The organism is Actinoplanes sp. NPDC048791 (assembly GCF_040650095.1).
GTDB lineage: Bacteria > Actinomycetota > Actinomycetes > Mycobacteriales > Micromonosporaceae > Actinoplanes.
Map to the genome: position 1 here is coordinate 1 of NZ_JBEZGQ010001472.1, position 1,588 is coordinate 1,588.

Genomic DNA, 1,588 nt, shown 5'->3' on the forward strand with positions numbered 1-1,588 from the left:
CGGCCTGGCCCACCGCGCCGGGCACCGCCCGCACGAGCTGTCCGGCGGCGAACGGCAGCGCGTGGCGATCGCCCGCGCGCTGGTCAACCAGCCCTCGCTGGTGCTGGCCGACGAACCGACCGGCGCCCTGGACACCACCAACGGCCAGGCCGTACTGGGCCTGCTGCACCGGCTGAACGAGGAGGGCACCACCATCGCGCTGATCACCCACGACCGGGACATCGCGGCGTCCCTGCCGCGGCAGATCGAGATCCGCGACGGGCGCCTGGTCCGCGACGCCGGGGCGGTCCAGCAATGAGCCGTGCTCCGGTCCGCCCGGCCCGGCTGGCCCCGATGGACCTGCTGGCGCTGGGGATGATCGGGCTGCGGACCCGGCCGGCCCGGGCCGCCCTGTCCGGGCTGGGCATCGCGATCGGCATCGCCACGATGATCGTGGTGACCGGCATCCCGGCCTCCAGCCAGGCCGCGCTGGTCGACGAACTCAGCGCCCTGGGCACCAACACACTGCAGGCGATGGCGCTGCCCGACGTCGACCCGCCGGCCCGGTTGCCGGAGTCGGCGGTGGCCATGGTCCGCCGGATCGGCCCGGTCACCGGCGCGAGCGCGGTCGCCAACACCCACACCGTGGTACGCCGCAACGACCGCACCGACCCGAGGGACGGCTCCGGCCTGACCGTGCTGGCCACCCGGACCGACCTGCTGCCCATCATCAACGCGCGGATCCGGTCGGGGGCCTGGCTGACCGCGGTCACCGAGAAGTTCCCGGCCGTGGTGCTCGGCTCGGTCGCCGCCGACCGGCTCGGCATCACCGGACTGCCGGCCGGTGCGCCGTCGCCCCAGGTGATGATCGCCGATCGCAAGTTCACGGTGGTCGGCATCCTGGCCACCACACCGCTGACCCCCGACATCGACCGCTCGGTGCTGGTCGGCTGGCCGTCGGCGAAATCCGAGCTCGCCTTCGACGGCCACCCGACCGTGCTCTACGTGCGCAGCGACGAGTCGCAGATCGAGGCCGTCCGCGACGTCCTGCCCGAGACCATCTCGGCGGAGCGGCCCGGTGCGGTGATGATCACCCGGCCGTCCGACGCGCTGAAGGCCAAGCGGGCCACCGAACGCAGCTTCTCGGTGCTGTTCCTGGCCCTGGCCGGGGTGGCGCTGGTGGTCGGCGGCATCGGCGTGGCCAACACGATGGTCGTCTCGGTGCTGGAACGGCGCTCCGAGATCGGCCTGCGCCGCGCGCTGGGCGCGACCCGCGGTCAGATCCGCGGCCAGTTCCTCACCGAGTCGGTGGTGCTGGCCACGGTGGGCGGGCTGGCCGGCACGGTCCTGGGCCTGCTCGCCACCATGGGGTACGCGGCCTGGCAGGACTGGCCGCTGGTGGTCCCGGCCCGCTCGGCGGTGCTCGGGATCGGCGGGGCGATCGTCGTCGGAGTGCTGGCGGGCGTCTATCCCTGCGTACGGGCGTCGCGCCTGACCCCGACGCAAGCGCTGGCCACCATCTGAACGGGCGGGCGGCGGCCCGGGGGCCGGGCGCCCCCCCGCGGGCGAACTAGAAGACCGTGGGACGGGCGCAAGCGGCCCCGCGCGG

General features: G+C 74.6%; 2 protein-coding genes. Both read left to right on the forward strand.

What is annotated here, in order from left to right; all coding sequences use genetic code 11:
* Positions 1-298: ATP-binding cassette domain-containing protein (locus AB0C29_RS47545; protein WP_360834860.1), on the forward strand; the 298-nt coding region annotated here is incomplete at its 5' end.
* Positions 295-1,503 (forward strand): ABC transporter permease, encoded by a 1,209-nt coding sequence (locus AB0C29_RS47550; protein WP_360834862.1) that lies wholly within the window; start codon positions 295-297, stop codon positions 1,501-1,503. The genes AB0C29_RS47545 and AB0C29_RS47550, both read left to right, overlap by 4 nt.
* Positions 1,504-1,588: the final 85 nt, after the last annotated feature.